Source organism: Streptomyces sp. NBC_01264, from assembly GCF_026340675.1.
Lineage (GTDB): Bacteria > Actinomycetota > Actinomycetes > Streptomycetales > Streptomycetaceae > Streptomyces.
The window spans coordinates 100873-120915 of sequence record NZ_JAPEOX010000005.1 but is presented as its reverse complement, the minus strand read 5'-3'; the positions used below and the strand labels follow the sequence as shown (position 1 = coordinate 120915).

Sequence of the window (20043 nt, the reverse complement as noted above, 5' to 3'; positions counted from 1 at the left end):
CGGCGGTATGATCGTTTGATGGTGCGTCAGGGTGTGCCAGGGCCTGGACGGGGCTGGTTCAGGCCGCGGCCAGCAGGCTCGTGCTGCCGGTGACCTGGTTCCAGACGGTGAAGCGGATCATCATCTCGAAGCGGTGGCGGCCGGCGGTCATCAGATGCCGGTGGGGCCGGAAGTGGGGTGAGATCCCGGTGAACGCGGCCAGGAACCTTTGCGCCCCGCCCGGGCTGCGGAATCCTTTCATCGCGCGTTCACGTTGCCTCGTTGGTTGGTGGGAGTTCTCCGCCCGGTTGTTCAGGCCCTTGTGGGAGCGGTGCTCGACCGAGGGCATCACCTCCCGGTGCGCGGCCCCGTACGAGCGGAGCTTGTCGGTGACGACCACCCGGGGCACCTGCCCGGTGGTGGTGAGGAGCCGGCGGAAGAAACGCCTGGCCGCAGCCTTGTCACGGCGATTCTGGACCAGGATGTCGAGGACATTCCCGTCGGCATCGACGGCCCGCCACAAGTACTTCTGCACCCCGTTGACCTTGATAAAGACCTCGTCGAGGTGCCACTTGTCGCCGGGCTGTGGGCGCCTGCGGCGCAGCGCCTTGGCGTAGGCCTGCCCGAACTTTAGACACCAGCGGCGGATGGTCTCGTAGGACACGATCACCCCGCGCTCGAGCATCATCTCCTCGACCTCGCGGAAGGAGAGAGGGAAGCGGAAGTACAGCCACACACAGTGCGAAATGATCTCCACCGGATAGCGGTGATTCGCGTACGACGGCACCCCAGACGACACGACAGGTCCCTCCCCAGACGGATAACCCGAAGATCATCCCACCCTCACCCCGACAAGGTGACAGCACCTCCGTCTCGCATCAGAGTGTGGGGCTCGGGGGAGCAGAGCCTGAAGTCGTAGAGATCACGGCCGATCTCCGGTCTGCGCAGACCGAAGACCTCGGTCGCGCAGCCGAGCTCGAAGGGGTTCGAGTTCTCGTCCACGATCACGACGACCCGGTGTACGCCCGCCGCGTGAGCTGCGTGCGAGGATTCTTTCGCCATGTGCAATTCCTAGCACTCACGGCGGTCAAGCGAAACGGCTCAGGATGAGCCCATGAGCAGCGAACCCATCCCCCTCAGCAAGGCTCTGGCTTCCTTCGATGCCCTGTGGAGCCCCCGCATCGTCACGCGCGTCAACGACTACGACGTCCGCATCGCCAAGGTCGAGGGCGACCACATCTGGCACGTCCACGACGACACCGACGAGTTCTTCCTGGTACTCGACGGCGAGCTGCACATCTCCCTGCGCGAGCCCGACGGGGAGCGCACGGTCCTGCTCCCGCAGGGGGCGGTCTTCACCGTCCCCCGAGGCACAGAGCACAAGCCGTACGCCCCGTCCGGCGCCGCAATCCTCATGTTCGAGCCCACCGGGACACCGACCGTGGGCGATCGCCACGACGAGATCCCAGAGCACGTCGACTCAACAACCGGACACGAACTCAGCACCTGACCCGACAGGCTTCGGACACGCCACTGCCCATGGCGTCAGCCTGCCGCCGGGTCGGCTACGTTCGCCGACTGCCCGGCAAGAGCGGCGCGGGACTCAATCCTCGGCGGTGTCCGGATCGCGCAGGGGGCGCATTCCGCCAGGCAGGTCGGGAAGCTGGAAGGAGTACCGGCCGAGCACGTTGATGTGGTGGCGCACGAACGGGGAGAGCCGGGCGACGTCCTCGTCGCGCACCTCGAAGCCGTCGGCGCGGAGCTGGGCGAGGGCGGCGTCCATGTAGCGGGTGTTGAACAGCACGAGCGCGTTCAGGACCAGGCCCAGGGCGCCGATCTGGTCCTCCATACCTTCCTGGTAGCGCTGGTAGAGCTGCCCCGCCCGGCCGTGGAAGATCTTCCGGGCCAGTGCGTGGCGGCCTTCCTGGAGGTTGGCCTGCACCTTGATCTGCCGCCTGTAGCCGGGCTCGTCGGCCAGGCGCAGGATATGCAGGGTCTTCGCGATCCGCCCGTAGTGGGCGATCGCGTCGCCCAGCGGCGTGGGGCGTCCGTCGCGGGAGAGCATCCGGATGACGTCGTAGGCGCGGACGGCTCCGGTGTGGATGGAGCCGATGATCCGCAGGATGTCCTCCCAGTGCCGCTCGATGCGGGCGAGGTCGATCCGGCCGCGGGCCGCGGCCTGGAAGGCGCCGTAGTCGGCCGTACGATGAGCAATGCTCGGAACCTGTGGATCGGCCCGGGGTGGGGTGCCTCGTGGGATGTGGAGGGCGTACCTTCCCGGGTGATCGACTCAAGGTCACCGAGTAGGCCCGCGGTGTCGCGCGGGCTGGGAAGGCACGCCCGTGCTCAGCGTAGTCACCGAAGACGGCACCACCGAGAGCGGTACCTCTCTGATCGACGAGATCGTCCGGGAAGGCGCGAGGCGGATGCTCGCCGCCGCCCTTGAGGCCGAGGTCGAGCAGTACATAGCCGAACTCACCAGCGAGCGGGACGAGGCCGGGCGGCGGTTGGTGGTCCGCAACGGCCGTCACCGGCCCCGGTCGGTTGCCACGGCCGCGGGACCTGTCGAGGTGGCCGCGCCGCGCGTGAACGACAAGCGAGTCGATGCCGGGACCGGGGAGCGTGAGCGGTTCTCCTCGAAGATCCTGGCGCCGTGGTGCCGGAAGTCCCCGAAGGTCAGCGAGGTCCTGCCCCTGCTCTACCTCCACGGCCTGTCCTCGGGCGACTTCGTGCCCGCACTCGAGCAGTTCCTCGGCTCCGCGGCCGGCCTGTCACCTGCGACGGTGACCCGGCTCACGAAGCAGTGGACCGAGGACCATGCCGCCTTCCAGCGCCGTGACCTGGCCGGATCCGATTACGTCTACGTGTGGGCCGACGGCATCCACCCCAAGATCCGCCTGTCCCAGACCCATTCCTGCCTGCTGGTCTTGATGGGCGTCCGCGTCGACGGCACCAAGGAACTCATCGCGATCGCCGAGGGCCTGCGGGAGTCCACCGAATCCTGGGCGGATCTGCTGCGGGACTGCCGCCGGCGCGGCATGCGGGATCCGATACTCGTGGTCGGCGACGGAGCGATGGGCCTGTGGAAGGCGCTGGCGGAGGTGTTTCCGCAGGCCAGGCACCAGAGGTGCTGGGTTCACAAAACCCGCAATGTCATGAACGCACTGCCGAAATCCGCGCAGCCCGGAGCGAAGAAGGCGCTCCAGGAGATCTACAACGCCGAGGACCGCGCCCATGCCGAGAAGGCGGTCACGGCGTTCGAGAAGGCATACCGGAAATGGCCCAAGGCCGTCGCGAAGATCACCGGGGAGGTGGACGAGCTGCTGGCGTTCTACGCCTTCCCCGCCGAACACTGGATCCACCTACGGACTACGAATCCGATCGAGTCGACCTTCTCCACGGTGAAGCTGCGGACGAAGGTCACCCGCGGGGCCGGCAGTCCGGCCGCCGCCCTCGCGATGGTCTTCAAGCTCGTCGAGTCCGCTCAGGCACGCTGGCGCGCGGTCACCGCACCCCACCTCGTCGCCCTCGTCCGATCCGGCGCCCGCTTCGAGAACGGTGTCCTCATTGAAGGCGGCGAGGTCGCGGCATGATCTGACGTGTGCGGTCCACGGGAAGCACACTTCACAGTCGGTCACTTGCTGGCGAGAGCCGCGATGAACGGCTCCCGGACAGCAGGGTCACACCAGGCCTCCTCCAGTGCCCGTTTCTCCGCATCCGCGTCCGCGTTGACGGCAACGACATGGTCGGTTCCAGGCCCGCAAGCCAGTCGCATGGAGTTGACCCCGTCCCAACTCGGACTTGTGGGAAATGTGATGTCAATCGTGATCCGACGCGAGTCGATGCCAACCGTCAGGTAACGGTGAACGTCCCACAAGCCCTCCAGAGGAACTGCACCGGCGACCTGCGGACCATAGCTTCGCGTGGCCTGCCCGGGCGTGCACCGGTAGACGCGATGGACCAATCGCGGCTCTGTCTCGGGCCACCGCTCAGCCATCAACGCGGCCAGCAAGGCGTGCTTCGTGGAACAGGTCCCCCGCCACTCGGCAAGTGCCCCCTCGGCACTCCGGACCCTTGGCCGCCCGTACGGCATCAGGTGCACTGCGCCGACGACGTCGGTAATGGACGCGCTCCGCGACAGGCTCAAACGATTTATCAGCGTCTCGAACATGCCGGTCTGTCTACCGGCCAGTGAACTCCCACGCAAGGAAGCAAGCTAGGCGCACCCCTACTCAGACTGATCCACAAGTCTTGACAATTTCTCGCCGTATACGATCGACGCGCCACATCTTCTGATCGGGCAGGTCCGCGAGCTGCGGGGCGTAGGCGAACCCAGCCAGGGTGAGCAGGCCGAAGACGATGTCGCATGGGCTTGGGTGTCGCCGTGGACGATGTCCACCGTCACCTCGGACTCATTCTTGAGCAGCCCCTCGAACAAGTACACGGCCTCCCACACCCCGCACGGGATGAAATGGGAGAAGAGCGCGATGTAGGGGTGCCGGTACGAATGGTGTCACCAGCCGCAAACGGCGAGGATCACGTGTGCCGACGTGCGGCGGGGTCGCGTTCGGCGACGTGCCGGGCGACCGAGTCGACGCCCGGCCGCGCGTATCGCTCCAAGGAGCGGACGGAGGCGTGGCGGGAGCGGGCGAGCAGCATCGGGGTGGAGGTGCCGTCCTCGGCGTCGTGGGTGAGGGCGCTGTGGCGGAGCCGGTGCAGCGTGAAGCCGTCCAGGTCCTCGATGTCCTCGGGTGAGGCGAGCGGGTTGGCCAGCAGTCGGGTGTTCTCCTCGAAGATCTCTTCGCCCCGGCGGTAGGAGAGCCGGGCCCGGCTCGTTTCCGGGCAGACGTCGAGCGTCGGTGTTCCGGCGGGGGCCTTGCGGTCGGTGAGGAACAGGGGGCCGCGGGTGCGGCGGGCGATGAGGCGGGGCAGGAGCTGGGCGGTGCCGGACTGCCAGTGAATCCACTCGGTCGCGCCGCCCTTGGCGGTGATCTTCCCGCGTTTGTCCTGCGGGTACAGGTCTTCCACGTTCAGGCACAGCACCTCATCTGCCCGTGCGGCGCTTTCATAGAGGAGCTTCCAGAACGTCTTCTCCCTGAGCCCGACGTCCAGGCGCCACAGGGCGGCGATCTGGTTCTCGGCCAGGGCCTTGGTTCGGTCGGGTGGTGCCGGCCGACGCTCGATACCGATCGTCGGGTCTCCGACGATCCAGCCCTGGCGCTGCCACCAGCCGATGGCCTTGCGGGCGATGGACAGTTCCCGGTTGACGGTGTCGGCGTCCATCTCGTCCGCCCGCGCCGCCGCCAGCTCGGCCAGCACCTCCGGCAGGGCCGGGTCGTCGATCGCGGTGACGGGGAAGACGGGCGGCTTCGCGCCCCGGCGGGCGGGTCCGGTCGGCGCCGGTTCGCCGGCGAGCATCCACCCCCACGTCGTCAGCGAGATCCGGTAGATCCGCGCGGAGGACTTCGCGATGCCCGCGCCGGTGAGGTACCGCTCGACCGCCGCGGTGTACGACGAGGGTGGGGCGGACAGGGGCACCACCCGGGCGCGCGGCAGCCGGAGCGCGCCCCCGCTCCCGAGTTCGGTCACCGGATCGATCGTCACGCTCGCCCCACCCTTCCAGATCTGCCGCAGTAAATGCGTACACCTCGCCCCGGCGGCCGAAATACCCCGCCACAGGTCGTGGTGATCACCGTAGGGGTTCTGCCGCAGTAAATCCGGCATTTACTGCGGCAGTCGACTGGCGAGCCGTCAGGCGATGGAAGAAGGTGACAGTGCCTCAGGGACTGCTCCTTTCAGGGATGGCAACGCCTACCCGAGATCCACCGCCCAACCGGCAACGGCGAAGCCATCAGCTCTTCAGCAGCGTGTCTGCCTCGTTGACGAGGTCGGCGAGGTACGAGCCCGCCGTCGGCGACTCCCGAGCCAGGGCTGCCGACTGGCCGGCCCACAGGTTCACGTACTCGGGCCGGCCCTGAGCCCCCGCAGCCCGGCGGATCGGCTGCATCAGGGCGTTCTGTACGGGATACGGCGGTACGTGGTCCTCGTGGGCTGCCATGTCGCGGACGAAGCTGTTCGGGATGCCCCTGGCTGTGCGGCCCGAGAACAGACGGGTCAAGACCGTCGTGCGGGCCTCGGGGGTGCCGAGAGCCGCCTTATGGACCGCGCTCGCTCCCGACTCCTGGCAGGCGAGGAAGCCGGTGCCGATCTGGACCGCGTCCGCGCCGAGAGCGAGGGCTGCGGTGACACCGCGGCCGTCGGCGATCCCGCCCGCGGCGATCACAGGCACCGTGACCGCATCCGCCACCTGCGGGACCAGCGAGAACGTGCCCACCAGGGACTCCCGCACGGGCCTCAGGAACGCTCCCCGGTGGCCGCCCGCGTCGCTGCCGGAGGCGACGATCGCGTCCACGCCCGAGGCCTCCAGGGCGATGGCCTCGTCGACGGTCGTCGCGGTACCGATCAGCGCGATGCCGAGCCGCCGGGTCTCCTCGACCAGACGTCGGGGCGGTGGCCCCATCACGAGGCTGATGACCGGCGGGGCGGCGGCGAGCAGGGCATCCACCTGCGCGTCGAAGTCCGGCCCGGCGGCCACGTCTGCGGCGGTGGGGGAGGGGATGCCGAGTTCCTCGTAGTACGGCCGCAGCCGCGCCACATGAGCGGCCAGGTCCGTCTCGGACGGCTGGAGTTCGGATTCACCATCGAGCGGAACCCACAGGTTCACCGCGAACGGCCGGTCCGTGCCCGCTTTCAGCCGTGCTACCAGGTCCCCGATCTCCTCCGGGAAGAGGATGTGGGCCCCGTACGAGCCGAGCCCGCCGCCCTCCGACACCGCCACGGCCAGCTCGACGGAGGAAAGTCCGCCGCCGAACGGCCCTTGGATGATAGGCAGTTCGATGCCGAGAAGCTCGCCGAGACGTCCCGGTCTCATCCGGTCACCGCCGAGGCGAGCTCGGCCTCACGACCCAGGGCCTGACGAAACGCAGCCCGTGCGACGCGCTCTCCCAGGTGCCGGGCCGTGCGCAGGTCGGCCGTGCCGGGTGCCTGTTCCGGACCGAGGTCGGAGGGCGACTGGGCCATGGCGCCGACGAAGCCGCCGAGCCGGTTGAGGTCCTCAGGGCTGCCGTTGGAGGAGTAGATCCAGCCCGGCGGCAGACCCAGCGGCACCCAGGTCATGCCGTGCTGGGCGGCGAACACGGTCATCGACAGCAGGGCGTTGTCCTTGTTGCCGTTGACCCCGGCGGAGTTGGTGAAGCCGGCTGCAAGCTTGTCCTGCCAGCCCCGCTCGGCCCAGACCGGCGCGCTCGCCTCAGCGAAGCGCTGGAAGACCGCAGAGGTCGAGCCCATGTAGGTGGGGGAACCGAAGACGATCGCCTCGGCCGCACCGAGGGCGGTCCACAGGCTCTCGTCGAGGACCGACACGTCCCGCAGATCGGCGTTGACGCCGGGCACGGAGTCCGCGCCCTCGGCGACGGCGGCGGCCTGACGGGCGGTGTGCCCGTACCCGCTGTGATGGGCGATGGCGACGGTAATCGGGGGTACAGCCATGGGGAGGCCTCCTAGAGCGCGGCGAGCCGGTTGCCTGCCGATCTTCCGAACACTAGACGACCGGTCAACTAAAAATCCACTCCAGGAACCCTCCGGCTAGTTGACCGCCCGTATAGTGACCGTCATGGGACGCACCAGCACGGCACGCACAAGGCTCCTTGCAGCCACCGGCGAACTCATGCGCAGCCACGGCTACAACAGTCTCGGCATCGCCGAGATCTGCGCCCACGCCGAGGTGAAGAAGGGCAGCTTCTACCACTTCTTCGAGTCCAAGCAGGCCCTCACCGTCGAGGTCGTCGACGCCTACTGGCAGGGCGAGCGAAGCTGCTGGGTCGGGGAGCTGTCCGTCCCCGCGCCCGCCCTCGACCGGCTGCGGCGGCTGCTCGACGCCATGGCTGCTGTCCAGCGGCGGATGAAAGAAGACTCCGGCACGGTCGACGGCTGCCTCCTGGGCAACCTCGCCCTGGAGCTAAGCACCCGGGAACCGGACATCCAGGCCCGTCTGAAGGAGATCTTCGACGAACAGATCCAACTGGTCGCCACCGTTCTCACGGACGCGGCAGCCGAGGGCGCAATCCCGACAGACCGGGCTTCGGTGTCGACCGCCCGGGCCCTCGTCGCCCAGCTGGAGGGCATGGTTCTCTTCGCCAAGCTCAAGAACGACCCCGCGGTGCTCGACGACCTCTGGCCTCACACACTGATGCTGCTCGGTGCCTGACTTAGGCGCTGTCACTGGGAGTTCTCCGCCAGGTTGTTGATCCCCTTGTAGGAGCGGTGCTCCACCGAGGGCATCACCTCACGGTGGAGCACCGTAAAAGGCGAGCATTGGGACATGGGGCCTTGACCCCGAATCCTGAACACGGGTTATGCGGCTGGTGTCAGCGTAGTTGGTGTGAGGTGGAGGGCGTTTTCGAAGGCGATCGGTGATCGTTGTCCGAGGCGGGAGTGTCGGCGTCGGGTGTTGTATCGGGTCAGCCATCGGAAGGGTGCTGTCACCTTGTCGGGGTGAGGGTGGGATGATCTTCGGGTTATCCGTCTGGGGAGGGACCTGTCGTGTCGTCTGGGGTGCCGTCGTACGCGAATCACCGCTATCCGGTGGAGATCATTTCGCACTGTGTGTGGCTGTACTTCCGCTTCCCTCTCTCCTTCCGCGAGGTCGAGGAGATGATGCTCGAGCGCGGGGTGATCGTGTCCTACGAGACCATCCGCCGCTGGTGTCTAAAGTTCGGGCAGGCCTACGCCAAGGCGCTGCGCCGCAGGCGCCCACAGCCCGGCGACAAGTGGCATCTCGACGAGGTGTTCATCAAGATCGGCGGGGTGCAGAAGTACTTGTGGCGGGCCGTCGATGCCGACGGGAATGTCCTCGACATCCTGGTCCAGAATCGCCGTGACAAGGCTGCGGCCAGGCGTTTCTTCCGCCGGCTCCTCACCACCACCGGGCAGGTGCCCCGGGTGGTCGTCACCGACAAGCTCCGCTCGTACGGGGCCGCGCACCGGGAGGTGATGCCCTCGGTCGAGCACCGCTCCCACAAGGGATCCTGCTGGCCAAATGTGGGGGGCAGTCAGGCCGTGAGGGTGAGGTCAAGTCTCGCGAGGTGACTGGTGCGGGTGTGGTCGAGGGGTTGGTTGTTCCACCAGGCGTCGAGGCGGATGAGGTTGAGGGCGACGGCGGAGTAGACGTGTTCGAGGTGGGTCTTCGCGAGGCCGCGATAGCGGGCCCTGCGGTTACCGGTGACGGCTGTGGCCTGGCGGATGGTGCCCTCGACGCCGGCGCGCAGGGCGTATGTGGTCTGCCAGTCGGCGTCCTGCTGGGCGGCGTGGTTCGTGTTGATCAGTTCCTGCAGGTCCCGTGGGCGCAGGGTGAGCTGGCGGCCCTGGCGTGTGGCGTCGGTGCATGCCGCTCTGACCGGGCAGGGGCCGCAGTCGGCCTCGTCGAAGCGGACCGCGATCCCTTCGCGGCCGTGTTGCCGGGCCGGGCTCCAGAACCTGCTGGTGGCGCCCTGGGGGCAGGTGGCTTGCTCGGCGTCCCAGTCGATGGTGAAGGCTTCGCGCTGGTAACCGGCGTTCTCCCGGTCCTGGCGGGAGGTGCCCGCCAGGAGCGGTGCGACCAGGGTGATCCCGAAGGCGGCCCGGGCCCCGGCGAGGAGTTCCGCGCTTGCGTAGCCGGAGTCGAGGTAGTGCTCGGCGGGCAGCAGGCCCCGGTCGGCGAGGGCCCGGTGGACGGGCTCGACCAGCTTCACATCGGGCACGGTCGCGTCCGTGGTCGCGACATGTGTGATCACGTTCGGGATGTCCGGACGCGCCCGGCGTCCCGGCCGCGGGGTCCCTCCGCCGGGCCGGGGCCGCTGGCAGACCTCGCTGATGTGCAGTTTGTACCCGGTCCAGTGTAGGGCGTTCTTGGTGCCGTTGCGGGCGTCGAGGTCGTAGGGCGAGGCCAGGCGCAGTCTGCCGGGCGGGAGACCCTCCTTGTCCGCCTCCCGCCGCTTGACCACCTCCCGCCCGTCGCCGCCGGTGGTGACCAGGTAGTTCTGCACAGTGATCCGGCGCAGGACCTGGACCGCGGGCAGCTCGCGCAGCCACAGGGGCGAGTGAGGGTTGTGGACCGCCCGCAGCAGGGCCACCGCGTCACGGCCGTAGTCCAGTACGAGTTCGTCCCGCTTGGCTTTGGAGCTGGCGGGACGCCAGCTCTCGTCGATGCGCCGCCCGTAGCGGCGGTTCCACCCACGGACGTCCACGGCCTGCGCCACCCAGTGCGGGGCCGCGGCGGACAGCGCCTCCAGCGCGGCCCGCACCGACTCCCCGCACAGCTCGAGGCGGTTCAGGTCCCGCACCGCCGCCAGCACGTGGGTGGAGTCGGTCCGCTGCTTACCCCCAGCCTTGACCAGGCCCTTGCCCTTCAATGCCGCCAGCAGCAGATCCAGTACCCGCTCCTCCAGGCCGTGCTCGACCACCCGGGTGCGGAACTCCGAGAGCACCGAGGCATCGAAGCCGACGTCCTCCAACTCCAGGCCAAGGCAGTACTTCCACGACAGGTCGAACCGGACCCGGTGGGCGGCGGCGCGGTCGGTCAGGTTCTCCGCCATCTGCAGCACCGTCACCATCGCCAGCCGCCCCGGCGACCAGCCCCGCCGGCCCCGCAGACCGAACGCCCCGGCGAACTCGGCATCCGCGAACAGCCCGCCCAGCTCATCCCGCACCCGCATAGCCAACGGCGGCGCCCCACGACCAGCCACCGCCCGCGCGACCCGCACCGTCACCTCAGGGACCTCGGGCCACTGCTCCGGCAGCAACGACATGACTCCCACCCCACCAGCCGGGAACGACAGAACCGGCCACCACCATGCCAACCGCCCGCCCTCACCGCAGGACACGACATTTGGCCAGCAGGATCCACAAGGGCCTGAACAACCGGGCGGAGAACTCCCACCAACCAACGAGGCAACGTGAACGCGCGATGAAAGGATTCCGCAGCCCGGGCGGGGCGCAAAGGTTCCTGGCCGCGTTCACCGGGATCTCACCCCACTTCCGGCCCCACCGGCATCTGATGACCGCCGGCCGCCACCGCTTCGAGATGATGATCCGCTTCACCGTCTGGAACCAGGTCACCGGCAGCACGAGCCTGCTGGCCGCGGCCTGAACCAGCCCCGTCCAGGCCCTGGCACACCCTGACGCACCATCAAACGATCATACCGCCGACAACGTGACAATGCCCGGCCGCGTCCTGAACGCCACGGGCCAGGACGGCGAGGTCACTAAGACGGCCTACACCCCGGGCACCGGCGCCCAGCCGACGAAGGTCACCGTCACCGACCCCAAGGGCTACACCACCAGCAGCACCTTCGACGGCCTGCGCGGCCTGGTCCTGACCGCCACGGACGCGAACAGCCGGACCGTCACCTCCCAATACGACTCCCTCGGGCGCCTCGTCAAGGGCTGGTCAGCCGGCCGGGCCACCAGCGAGCAGCCCAACGTCACGTACACGTACAAGCTCTCCGCGACAGCTGCCTCGACAGTCACAGCGAAGAAACTCTATGAGAACGGCTCCTGGGGCACCTCAGTCAGCTTCTACGACTCCCTCCTGCGCCCCCGGCAGACCCAGACAGATGCCATCGGAGCACCGGGGCGAATCGTCACCGACACCTTCTACGACGCCTATGGGCGCGTCCGCCGGACCAATGCCCCCTACTACAGGGACACCCCGGTCAGCACGGCGCTGAACGTCAGCCTCGACGCGGACATCCCCAGCGCCACCGAAACCCTCTACGACGACCGCAGCCGCGTCACCGCCTCCGTCCTGATGGGCGACAACGTCGAGAAGTGGCGCACCAGCACCACCTACGGACCCGACTGGCAGGCCGTCGTCCCGCCGCAGGGCGGCACCGCGACCCTGGCCGTCACCGACGCCCGCGGGCGCGTGATCGAGCGGCGCGACTACAAGGACCGCACCCCCGGCATAGGAGATGCGGCCACCCTGTACGAGAAGCACACCTACAGCTTCGACCGTGCCGGCCAGCTTTCGAAAATCGCGGACAACTCCGGGCGCAACACCTGGACCTACGGCTACGACCTCCGCGGACGCCAGATCGAAAGCACCGACCCCGACAAGGGCAAGAGCACCACGGCCTACGGCCCCGACGGCCGGCCGCAGAGCGTCACCGACGCGCGCGGCGTCACGCTCGCCACTACCTATGACGAGCTCGGCCGTCCGACCAGCCTGCGCAAGGACACAGTCACCGGGACCAAGCTCGCCGCCTGGTCCTACGACACCGCCACCGGCGGCAAGGGTCTGCCTGCTACCACGACCCGCTATGACGGCACCGCCGCCTATACCAGCACGGTCATCGGCTACGACACCGGCGGCCGACCGACCGGCACCAAGGTCACCGTTCCCAGCGTCACGGGCGAGGAAGAACTCGCCGGCACCTACACGGTGACCGGCACCGTCACCCCCGTCAGCGGACTGCCCGAAACCACGACCTACAGCACCAGCAACTCCAAGGCCACCACCGCCCTCCCGGCGGAAACGGTCAATAACGGCTACAAAACGCAGGACCAACTGTCGGTGGTCGACAGCAACCTGTCCCAGGTCTACCTGCAAGGTGCCGAGTACACCGCCTTCGGTGAACCCTCGGACCTGATCTTCGGCAACCTCAGCAACACCATCGGCAGCACCCTCACCTACGACTCGCTGACCCGACGTGTCATGCAGTCCAGCACCACGCGCGACCTCGCCGGCCCCGCCGACTTGTCGAAGATCAGCTACACCTACGACCCGGCCGGCAACATCACCCGGATCACCGACAAGCAAGACGACGCCACAATCACCGACAACCAGTGCTTCACCTACGACTGGGCCCGCCGCATGACCGAGGCCTGGACCTCGGGCGACAACTGCGCCACCAAGCCCGTCAACGGCGCCGGCACCCCCAACCTCGGCACCGTCGACCCGTACTGGACCAGCTGGACCTTCACCGACACCGGCCAGCGCGCCACCGAAAAGCAGCACAAGGCCGGACCCGTCACCGCGGACACCACCCGCACCCACACCCACCCCACCGGCACGACGGCCGGCCACGAACTCCAAAAGGTCACCTCAACCGGCGGCACCACCGGAACCGACGCCTACGCGTACGACGCCACCGGCAACATGACCACCAAGAACCCAGCCGTGGGCGCCACCCAGACCATGACCTGGAACGACGAAGGGAAACTCGCCACCTCCACGGTCTCCGGCGCCACCACCTCATTCCTCTACGACCCGGCCGGCACCCGGATCCTCAAGCGCGAACCGGCCACCACCACGCTCTACCTTCCCGGCGGCCAGGAACTCATCCTGACCAAGGCCACCAATGCCGTCACCGGGAACCGGTACTACTCCTTCCCCGGCGGCAGCGCGATCCGCTCCAGCAGCGACGGCCGTGTCCGCTTTCTCATCGCCGACCACCACGGCACCAACACCCTCTCCATCAGCGCCGCCACCCTCACCTACAACCGCCGCAAATCCCTCCCCTACGGCGCCCAGCGCGGCGCCACCCCCGCCTTCTGGCCCGGACAGAAGGGATTCATCGGCGGCGACACCGACACCACCACCGGCTTCACCCACATCGGCGCCCGCGAATACGACCCGGCCACCGGCCAATTCATCAGCGTCGACCCCCTCCTCAGCCTCGACCAGCCCCAATCCCTCAACGGATACAACTACGCCAACAACAACCCCATCTCACAAAGCGACCCCAGCGGCCTCAAAAGCGAAGAATGCGGCAAGCTCTACAACTGTCCCGGCTCATCCGGGGGAACGATCACCCATAACAACACAGACACCATCACGCCAATCAGCACCATCTCCGGGGACCAGTCACGCGACAACAATAGGGGCTACACCACGTCCGGCGTAACCCACGACGGTCCGCCGACCGTCACCGCCCCCGACGGAACTGTCTACGTGTTCCCGTCGGTCAACACCGAAGAATTCACCGCTCTCTTCAGCGCTTCCTACCGCCACGAAACATCATTCTGGGGAACTTCTGGCGACCCCGCACAAGAGTGGTCCACCATGATCGGCGCCCTCCTCGGGGCGTGTCAGAAAATGGTCAAGCGCGGCTGCGACCCCGCCATCTTCGTACTCGGCAACGGGAAATCCGTAGTCGAGATGTATGGCATGTCTGAAGGTGGAGGAATAAAAAGCCGAACCAGGAAGGGCAAGGTAGGGGGCGGGGATGATTCGACCGACTTCTACACCGTTCAAGGAGCAGATGACGCAGCTCGCCTCAATTCCGGCGGGCAGCCGTTCCCTACCGAACCCGATAGGGCCCACTTCGGCCCGGGTGTATATTCGTGGGGAAGTCACGCCGAGGCCGTTTCATACGCAGCAAATAAGCCCGGTGCACAGATCATGAAGTTTTCGGTTCGAAACAAAGATCTAGCAGGATTCCCCCAAGCACACCTTGGCGGCATGTCAGACGATGCCGCGACAGAGTTCATGGGCAGGTACAGTCTTCTGTGGGATGGTGACGCAAGCCATGGACTCAGTTACATATCTAGGCCAACGGCTCGCGGCACGGAGCATTTCTTCTCGTCGGACGTTTTCCACCTCTTGAGATTTGGCTGATTATGCAGTTCAGCACGCACGTCTACAAAATTCTTAAGTCATCTTGGGGGATCAGGATCTCCATCACAGCGGGGGTACAGTTCGAAACAGGCCAAGAGAAAGAACGAGTGGCAGCGGGGTATCCTGTTTGGCTCAGATTTACGGACTCGGCTTCAGATTTGCCCCCTGCCTACAAGGAAGAAGCAACCAAAGGACTATCAATGGTTGCCGCAGAGATTTCCGAGAGCATAAACGGCAGGACCGTCACGGTGACAGTCGGCGAAGTCTCGTACGTCGAATCAGACTTTCAGATCGATGGCATTTCGGTAGCCATGTGTCGGTGGGCTGAAGATATGTTCGAGATTCATGGGCGGCAGATCATCGCGTCATTCGATCGCGAAGCAAATCGATACCACTTCGAATGGCACTGAAATAGAAACACGGATGCCCCGCCAGCTCCGGGGCATCCGTGTTACTTACCACTGACATTGAAAGCCTATGGTGACAAACGGCGTCGGCGGTGGTACGTCATCTACGGGTGTTACAGAAGTCTGCGTACGTCTGGAACGCCGATTGGCGTTGGGGCAAAAGAGAGCCCATCTCGGATCCGTGGCGGGCGTCCGCCCTCGACCGGGCGTCCACCGCCGCCGTCATCGCCCTGCCCACCCGGGCGGGCCACTGCCTGAGCGGCCAGCCGGATCGCGGCCATGGTGGCAGTGTGACGCTGCTGGCGGCCTCGTAGGGGGCGAGGCCGGGTGAAGTGACCCCCGAAATTCCGACACCTGGACGCTGGATGTTTGGTCATCCAGGGGAAGTGATCCAAGGTGGCAAAGCGGAAGAACTACCCCGAAGAGTTCAAGCGGGACGCGGTGGACCTCGTGCGTTCCTCGCCGGACCGATCCCTCACCGACATCGCCCACGGCCTGGGCATCCATCTGGAGACCCTGCGCAAGTGGGTTCGCGACGACCGGACCCGTATCCAGGCCGCGGACGGCGGGGGTGACGCCGGCGTGACCCCTGACGAGAAGGAAGAGCTCAAGCGCCTGCGGCGGGAGAACGTCCGACTGAAGGAGGACAACGAGATCCTCCGGAAGGCCGCCGCCTATTTCGCGCGGGAGACGACACGGTGATCCGCTTCCGTTTCGTCGACGAGCACCGGAACGGGCGTTGTCAGGTTGAGTGATTCTCGGGGGCATCTTCTGGTTCGGGACGTGTCTGGCCGTGGTAGTGGTGTCTGTTTCAGGTGGCCGCGGGCAGGCCTGCGGTGCCGGTGATCTGGTCCCAGATGGCGAAGCGGGTGATCATTTCGGTGCGGTAGCCGGTGGCGGTGAGGAGGTGGCGTCGGGGTCTGAAGTGGGGTGAGATGCCGCTGAACGCGGCCAGGAACCGTTGGGCTGCGCCGACGGAACGGAACCCCTTCATCGCGCGTTCCCGCTGCCTCGTCGGCTGATGTGAGTTCTCGGCCCGGTTGTTGAGTCCCTTGTGGATCCTGCTGGCCAAATGTCGTGTCCTGCGGTGAGGGCGGGCGGTTGGCATGGTGGTGGCCGGTTCTGTCGTTCCCGGCTGGTGGGGTGGGAGTCATGTCGTTGCTGCCGGAGCAGTGGCCCGAGGTCCCTGAGGTGACGGTGCGGGTCGCGCGGGCGGTGGCTGGTCGTGGGGCGCCGCCGTTGGCTATGCGGGTGCGGGATGAGCTGGGCGGGCTGTTCGCGGATGCCGAGTTCGCCGGGGCGTTCGGTCTGCGGGGCCGGCGGGGCTGGTCGCCGGGGCGGCTGGCGATGGTGACGGTGCTGCAGATGGCGGAGAACCTGACCGACCGCGCCGCCGCCCACCGGGTCCGGTTCGACCTGTCGTGGAAGTACTGCCTTGGCCTGGAGTTGGAGGACGTCGGCTTCGATGCCTCGGTGCTCTCGGAGTTCCGCACCCGGGTGGTCGAGCACGGCCTGGAGGAGCGGGTACTGGATCTGCTGCTGGCGGCATTGAAGGGCAAGGGCCTGGTCAAGGCTGGGGGTAAGCAGCGGACCGACTCCACCCACGTACTGGCGGCGGTGCGGGACCTGAACCGCCTCGAGCTGTGCGGGGAGTCGGTGCGGGCCGCGCTGGAGGCGCTGTCCGCCGCGGCCCCGCACTGGGTGGCGCAGGCCGTGGACGTCCGTGGGTGGAACCGCCGCTACGGGCGGCGCATCGACGAGAGCTGGCGTCCCGCCAGCTCCAAAGCCAAGCGGGACGAACTCGTACTGGACTACGGCCGTGACGCGGTGGCCCTGCTGCGGGCGGTCCACAACCCTCACTCGCCCCTGTGGCTGCGCGAGCTGCCCGCGGTCCAGGTCCTGCGCCGGATCACTGTGCAGAACTACCTGGTCACCACCGGCGGCGACGGGCGGGAGGTGGTCAAGCGGCGGGAGGCGGACAAGGAGGGTCTCCCGCCCGGCAGACTGCGCCTGGCCTCGCCCTACGACCTCGACGCCCGCAACGGCACCAAGAACGCCCTACACTGGACCGGGTACAAACTGCACATCAGCGAGGTCTGCCAGCGGCCCCGGCCCGGCGGAGGGACCCCGCGGCCGGGACGCCGGGCGCGTCCGGACATCCCGAACGTGATCACACATGTCGCGACCACGGACGCGACCGTGCCCGATGTGAAGCTGGTCGAGCCCGTCCACCGGGCCCTCGCCGACCGGGGCCTGCTGCCCGCCGAGCACTACCTCGACTCCGGCTACGCAAGCGCGGAACTCCTCGCCGGGGCCCGGGCCGCCTTCGGGATCACCCTGGTCGCACCGCTCCTGGCGGGCACCTCCCGCCAGGACCGGGAGAACGCCGGTTACCAGCGCGAAGCCTTCACCATCGACTGGGACGCCGAGCAAGCCACCTGCCCCCAGGGCGCCACCAGCAGGTTCTGGAGCCCGGCCCGGCAACACGGCCGCGAAGGGATCGCGGTCCGCTTCGACGAGGCCGACTGCGGCCCCTGCCCGGTCAGAGCGGCATGCACCGACGCCACACGCCAGGGCCGCCAGCTCACCCTGCGCCCACGGGACCTGCAGGAACTGATCAACACGAACCACGCCGCCCAGCAGGACGCCGACTGGCAGACCACATACGCCCTGCGCGCCGGCGTCGAGGGCACCATCCGCCAGGCCACAGCCGTCACCGGTAACCGCAGGGCCCGCTATCGCGGCCTCGCGAAGACCCACCTCGAACACGTCTACTCCGCCGTCGCCCTCAACCTCATCCGCCTCGACGCCTGGTGGAACAACCAACCCCTCGACCACACCCGCACCAGTCACCTCGCGAGACTTGACCTCACCCTCACGGCCTGACTGCCCCCCACATTTGGCCAGCAGGATCCCTTGTGGGAGCGGTGGTCCACCGAGGGCATCACCATGCGGTGGGCGGCTCCGTAGGAGCGGAGCTTGTCGGTGATGATCACTCTGGGCACCGAGCGGGTCTTCTTCATCAGTTTCCGGAGGAAACGCCTGGCCGCGGCCTCGTCGCGGCGGTTCTGCAGCAGGATGTCGAGGACGTTCCCGTCCTGGTCGACGGCACGCCACAAGTACTTCTGCACCTTGTTGATCTTGACGAAGACCTCGTCCAGGTGCCATTTGTCGCCCGGCTGCGGGCGGCGCCGGCGCAGCGCGCCGGCGTAGGCGGGGCCGAACCGGCGGGTCCACTGGTGGACCGTCTCGTAAGACACCTCGACGCCCCGCTCGAGCATCAGCTCCTCGACCTCACGCAGACTCAGACCGAAGCGGTGGTACAGCCACACGCAGTGGCTGATGATCTCCGGCGGGAAGCGGAAACCCCGGTACGACACCGTCTCCACGAGCAGCCCCTCCAGCAACCCCGACCAGACAGATGATCATCCCACCGAGCGACACCCCCACTCAACCTGACAACGCCCGGGCTCGACCAGCGCCAACAGCGCGGGCCGCAGTCCTGGATCCACCTCGGCTGCCCGCTTGCGACCTCCGCCAGGACGGCGGACCCGGCCCAGCGGTTCCGCCCCCGCCTCCAGCTCGTCCACGCCTTTGCGGACTGTGGTCTCGCTGACCTGGGCGGCTCGGGCGACCGCCCGGATCCCGCCGTGTCCCAGGATCCTGGCCTCAGCCCCCATCAGGAGACGGCGCTGCCGCTCGTCCAGATGAGGAAACAACACCGCGAACTTCAGGCCGAGTTGATCACTAGCCTCGCCGGATATGCGCATATCACACCAACGAGTCGAACCGCGGGAAGCAACACCTTGATTCTCTGCGAGCCCTAAGCCGTCAGGCGATATGGCACAGAGGCGTGGCGCCTGTGTGGCAGACCGCGGATGCGGGAACATGGGTGTCTGGGCCGCTCCTGGTGATGCGCTCCGGGTCTGCCGTAATGTGGTCCCCGGCCGCGACGATGACAGTGATGTCCGGCGTACCGGGGGCTCTCCAGTGACCAGATCCGGAGTCTGCACAAGCGGAAGCGGTCTGCACGCCGACGAGCACCAGAGCCGCGGTCGTCGTGGTCGCAAGAGCCCGCAGATTCTTGGTCAGCATGATCAAGTCCTTTTTCCGTGAAGCTTCATGGGAACGGCACACATGATCCTCTCCCGCTCGCGGCGGATCGCGTACGACACCACGGCGCACGGGAGTGCACGGGTAAGACGGGCCGTTGACACGTTGGCATCGGCGGTGTGTCGTCCCCGACTGATAGCCCTTCCTACAGAAGGATCGGTCCGTAACCTCCGACCTACCGGACTGGCCAAAAAGGTGGAAAGATGCCTGTAGTAAGGGTGGCTATGACGCTCATCGCGTCAAGCACAGTGGTCCTTGGCGGCGCAGCTTCAGCCGGTGCAGATCAAATCGGTGATCCGCCCGCCTCACGCATGTGCCTGATCCACAACATCGGCGATTTCAACAACCTCGCCTGCGAGAAGGTTGTGACGGCACCTTCCCTCGAGTCCGAGAACGCTGACGCGAGCGCGAACACCGCGGCCGCAGCGACCGTTTCCTCCTATCCCATCCGTAACCACACCACCGACCTCACCCTGGTATTCGTCCGGGAATCCGGCACGCTCGTGCCAGCCCCCGCCGAGAACTCCATCGCGCCGGGCGCGTCCCTCATTCGCCAGGCCGAAGACAACACCACAGCCACCACCGATGCCACGGCCGAGTACAGCTTGCAAACTGCCGTCGGCACCGACCTGGGGCACCTCACCATCACCATGGACAACGGCCGGGTCACCAGCTGCTCTACCACCGCCCCGGGTACAGCCTGCAGTTTCAATGGCGACACCACCACCATCACGCACGACGCGACCTGATCCATGCTGCCGCAGTTGACCATCTCGATGATCCAATGGGTCTGTATGGTCAACGACTCTGTCTCACAGGCATTGTCACGTTGCCGGTGGGGGTCTGGGATGATCTTCGGGTTGTCCGTCCGGCGAGGGGTGGGGTTCG

The 20043-nt window shown here is 67.2% G+C and carries 16 protein-coding genes and 8 pseudogenes; 11 read left to right on the top strand and 13 right to left on the bottom strand.

What is annotated here, in order from left to right; all coding sequences use genetic code 11:
- Positions 1 to 58: 58 nt before the first annotated feature.
- Together OG435_RS47630 and OG435_RS47625 are read right to left on the bottom strand one after the other, a co-directional pair.
- A complete protein-coding gene (locus OG435_RS47630) occupies positions 59 to 778 on the bottom strand; it encodes an IS6 family transposase (protein WP_266887923.1) in 720 nt (239 codons plus the stop codon).
- Positions 779 to 825: 47 nt separating this feature from the next.
- Positions 826 to 1041 (bottom strand): annotated as a pseudogene (locus OG435_RS47625) (AraC family transcriptional regulator); the annotation flags it as partial.
- Positions 1042 to 1093: 52 nt separating this feature from the next.
- On the opposite strand from OG435_RS47625, the gene OG435_RS47620 reads away from it, so the two are divergent.
- Positions 1094 to 1489, top strand: a complete 396-nt coding sequence (locus tag OG435_RS47620) for a cupin domain-containing protein (RefSeq protein WP_266887921.1) — start codon at positions 1094 to 1096, stop codon at positions 1487 to 1489.
- A gap of 93 nt (positions 1490 to 1582) precedes the next feature.
- Here the strand turns inward: OG435_RS47620 and OG435_RS47615 are convergent.
- Positions 1583 to 2179: pseudogene (locus OG435_RS47615) on the bottom strand (Tn3 family transposase); the annotation flags it as partial.
- A gap of 142 nt (positions 2180 to 2321) precedes the next feature.
- Between OG435_RS47615 and OG435_RS47610 the strand changes: the two are divergent.
- Positions 2322 to 3572 carry an IS256 family transposase gene (locus OG435_RS47610; RefSeq protein WP_266887919.1) on the top strand — a complete coding sequence of 417 codons (1251 nt, stop codon included), beginning with the start codon at positions 2322 to 2324 and terminating at the stop codon, positions 3570 to 3572.
- A 41-nt stretch (positions 3573 to 3613) separates the two neighbouring features.
- On the opposite strand, the gene OG435_RS47605 is transcribed toward OG435_RS47610, so the two are convergent.
- The 5 genes and pseudogenes from OG435_RS47605 to OG435_RS47590 form a co-directional block, all read right to left on the bottom strand.
- Positions 3614 to 4150 carry a hypothetical protein gene (locus OG435_RS47605; protein ID WP_266887917.1) on the bottom strand — a complete coding sequence of 179 codons (537 nt, stop codon included), beginning with the start codon at positions 4148 to 4150 and terminating at the stop codon, positions 3614 to 3616.
- A 100-nt stretch (positions 4151 to 4250) separates the two neighbouring features.
- Positions 4251 to 4382, bottom strand: a pseudogene (locus tag OG435_RS50500) (Tn3 family transposase); the annotation flags it as partial.
- 133 nt (positions 4383 to 4515) lie between these two features.
- Complete coding sequence (locus OG435_RS47600) at positions 4516 to 5583, bottom strand: tyrosine-type recombinase/integrase (protein ID WP_266887915.1); 1068 nt, start codon at positions 5581 to 5583, stop codon at positions 4516 to 4518.
- 247 nt (positions 5584 to 5830) lie between these two features.
- Positions 5831 to 6910: an NAD(P)H-dependent flavin oxidoreductase gene (locus OG435_RS47595; protein ID WP_266887913.1), complete on the bottom strand. Its 1080-nt coding sequence runs from the start codon at positions 6908 to 6910 to the stop codon at positions 5831 to 5833.
- Positions 6907 to 7527 (bottom strand): flavodoxin family protein, encoded by a 621-nt coding sequence (locus OG435_RS47590; protein ID WP_266887910.1) that lies wholly within the window; start codon positions 7525 to 7527, stop codon positions 6907 to 6909. The genes OG435_RS47595 and OG435_RS47590 overlap by 4 nt, the downstream gene beginning before the upstream one ends.
- 124 nt (positions 7528 to 7651) lie before the next feature.
- Here OG435_RS47590 and OG435_RS47585 point away from each other — a divergent pair, with 124 nt between their 5' ends.
- On the top strand, positions 7652 to 8245 hold the full coding sequence (locus OG435_RS47585; protein ID WP_266887908.1) for a TetR/AcrR family transcriptional regulator: 594 nt from the start codon (positions 7652 to 7654) through the stop codon (positions 8243 to 8245).
- Positions 8246 to 8580: 335 nt separating this feature from the next.
- Positions 8581 to 9063 (top strand): annotated as a pseudogene (locus tag OG435_RS47580) (IS6 family transposase); the annotation flags it as partial.
- 26 nt (positions 9064 to 9089) lie between these two features.
- Here OG435_RS47580 and OG435_RS47575 read toward each other — a convergent pair.
- On the bottom strand, positions 9090 to 10823 hold the full coding sequence (locus OG435_RS47575; protein WP_266875295.1) for an IS1182 family transposase: 1734 nt from the start codon (positions 10821 to 10823) through the stop codon (positions 9090 to 9092).
- 89 nt (positions 10824 to 10912) lie between these two features.
- Between OG435_RS47575 and OG435_RS47570 the strand changes: the two are divergent.
- From OG435_RS47570 to OG435_RS47550, 5 genes and pseudogenes are all read left to right on the top strand, one after another.
- A pseudogene (locus tag OG435_RS47570) lies at positions 10913 to 11164 on the top strand (IS6 family transposase); the annotation flags it as partial.
- Between the two features lie 69 nt (positions 11165 to 11233).
- Positions 11234 to 14635 (top strand): RHS repeat domain-containing protein, encoded by a 3402-nt coding sequence (locus tag OG435_RS47565; protein ID WP_266887906.1) that lies wholly within the window; start codon positions 11234 to 11236, stop codon positions 14633 to 14635.
- A gap of 2 nt (positions 14636 to 14637) precedes the next feature.
- Positions 14638 to 15045 carry a hypothetical protein gene (locus OG435_RS47560; RefSeq protein WP_266887904.1) on the top strand — a complete coding sequence of 136 codons (408 nt, stop codon included), beginning with the start codon at positions 14638 to 14640 and terminating at the stop codon, positions 15043 to 15045.
- 107 nt (positions 15046 to 15152) lie between these two features.
- The gene (locus tag OG435_RS47555; RefSeq protein WP_266887902.1) at positions 15153 to 15356 is read left to right on the top strand and encodes a hypothetical protein; all 204 of its coding nucleotides are present in this window, start codon (positions 15153 to 15155) and stop codon (positions 15354 to 15356) included.
- Positions 15357 to 15438: 82 nt separating this feature from the next.
- Positions 15439 to 15744 carry a transposase gene (locus OG435_RS47550; RefSeq protein WP_430625866.1) on the top strand — a complete coding sequence of 102 codons (306 nt, stop codon included), beginning with the start codon at positions 15439 to 15441 and terminating at the stop codon, positions 15742 to 15744.
- Positions 15745 to 15853: 109 nt separating this feature from the next.
- On the opposite strand, the pseudogene OG435_RS47545 reads toward OG435_RS47550, so the two are convergent.
- Positions 15854 to 16105 (bottom strand): annotated as a pseudogene (locus OG435_RS47545) (DDE-type integrase/transposase/recombinase); the annotation flags it as partial.
- 89 nt (positions 16106 to 16194) lie between these two features.
- Between OG435_RS47545 and OG435_RS47540 the strand changes: the two are divergent.
- Entirely contained in the window at positions 16195 to 17928 is a 1734-nt protein-coding gene (locus OG435_RS47540) for an IS1182 family transposase (RefSeq protein WP_266875295.1), read from the top strand.
- Positions 17929 to 17954: 26 nt separating this feature from the next.
- Here OG435_RS47540 and OG435_RS47535 read toward each other — a convergent pair.
- From OG435_RS47535 to OG435_RS47525, 3 genes and pseudogenes are all read right to left on the bottom strand, one after another.
- Positions 17955 to 18449: pseudogene (locus OG435_RS47535) on the bottom strand (IS6 family transposase); the annotation flags it as partial.
- A gap of 60 nt (positions 18450 to 18509) precedes the next feature.
- Positions 18510 to 18812: pseudogene (locus OG435_RS47530) on the bottom strand (ISAzo13 family transposase); the annotation flags it as partial.
- A gap of 61 nt (positions 18813 to 18873) precedes the next feature.
- Entirely contained in the window at positions 18874 to 19137 is a 264-nt protein-coding gene (locus OG435_RS47525) for a hypothetical protein (protein WP_266887899.1), read from the bottom strand.
- A 242-nt stretch (positions 19138 to 19379) separates the two neighbouring features.
- Between OG435_RS47525 and OG435_RS47520 the strand changes: the two genes are divergently transcribed.
- Entirely contained in the window at positions 19380 to 19904 is a 525-nt protein-coding gene (locus OG435_RS47520) for a hypothetical protein (protein WP_266887897.1), read from the top strand.
- The last annotated feature ends 139 nt before the right edge of the window (positions 19905 to 20043 follow it).

Bases quoted from the DNA above. Each gene is read 5' to 3' on its own strand.
- OG435_RS47590 (WP_266887910.1), bottom strand. From the start codon at position 7,527: ATGGCTGTACCCCCGATTACCGTCGCCATCGCCCATCACAGCGGGTAC.
- OG435_RS47565 (WP_266887906.1), top strand. From the start codon at position 11,234: ATGCCCGGCCGCGTCCTGAACGCCACGGGCCAGGACGGCGAGGTCACT.
- OG435_RS47560 (WP_266887904.1), top strand. From the start codon at position 14,638: ATGCAGTTCAGCACGCACGTCTACAAAATTCTTAAGTCATCTTGGGGG.
- OG435_RS47525 (WP_266887899.1), bottom strand. From the start codon at position 19,137: ATGCTGACCAAGAATCTGCGGGCTCTTGCGACCACGACGACCGCGGCT.
- OG435_RS47620 (WP_266887921.1), top strand. From the start codon at position 1,094: ATGAGCAGCGAACCCATCCCCCTCAGCAAGGCTCTGGCTTCCTTCGAT.
- OG435_RS47595 (WP_266887913.1), bottom strand. From the start codon at position 6,910: ATGAGACCGGGACGTCTCGGCGAGCTTCTCGGCATCGAACTGCCTATC.
- OG435_RS47605 (WP_266887917.1), bottom strand. From the start codon at position 4,150: ATGTTCGAGACGCTGATAAATCGTTTGAGCCTGTCGCGGAGCGCGTCC.
- OG435_RS47540 (WP_266875295.1), top strand. From the start codon at position 16,195: ATGTCGTTGCTGCCGGAGCAGTGGCCCGAGGTCCCTGAGGTGACGGTG.
- OG435_RS47520 (WP_266887897.1), top strand. From the start codon at position 19,380: ATGACGCTCATCGCGTCAAGCACAGTGGTCCTTGGCGGCGCAGCTTCA.
- OG435_RS47585 (WP_266887908.1), top strand. From the start codon at position 7,652: ATGGGACGCACCAGCACGGCACGCACAAGGCTCCTTGCAGCCACCGGC.
- OG435_RS47575 (WP_266875295.1), bottom strand. From the start codon at position 10,823: ATGTCGTTGCTGCCGGAGCAGTGGCCCGAGGTCCCTGAGGTGACGGTG.